This window comes from Hyphomicrobium sp. (assembly GCF_003987855.1).
In the GTDB taxonomy this organism is placed as follows: Bacteria; Pseudomonadota; Alphaproteobacteria; order Rhizobiales; family Hyphomicrobiaceae; genus Hyphomicrobium_B.
Genome location: NZ_RXIZ01000017.1, coordinates 7,925 through 8,272, shown reverse-complemented (window position 1 = coordinate 8,272; position 348 = coordinate 7,925). Strand labels below are relative to the sequence as shown.

Here is a 348-nt window from a genome sequence, read left to right as displayed (position 1 = left end):
TCGAAGGCGTCGCCCGTGATCTCAATCCGTCTCTCAACGTTTGGGTCGCTGCGGAACCTGTCGCGCGGGAGTGGATGGAATCGAACCTCTCCGTTATCGGCCGCTTGCGCGAGGCAGGACGGGGCGCCGAGACCATCGGCGATGTGCTCATAAGAACGCCGGCCCTTCTACAAAACCTCGCGCGATCGATCGACGGCGTCGCGCAGATGGCGAACGCCGGCGTCCGTCTGGACGACGAGACCATCGACAAGATCGCGTCGCGCTCCAAGCGCAGCGTCGCCGCCGATGTCGCGCTCTGGGTCGGCGCAGTCAGTCTCGCTTTCATCGCTTTGAAACTCATCGGCGGAT

Annotated in this window: 1 pseudogene; it reads left to right on the top strand. The window is 63.8% G+C overall.

Annotated elements, in window-relative coordinates:
• Nucleotides 1-348 (top strand): annotated as a pseudogene (locus tag EKK30_RS16440) (ubiquinone biosynthesis protein UbiB); the annotation flags it as partial.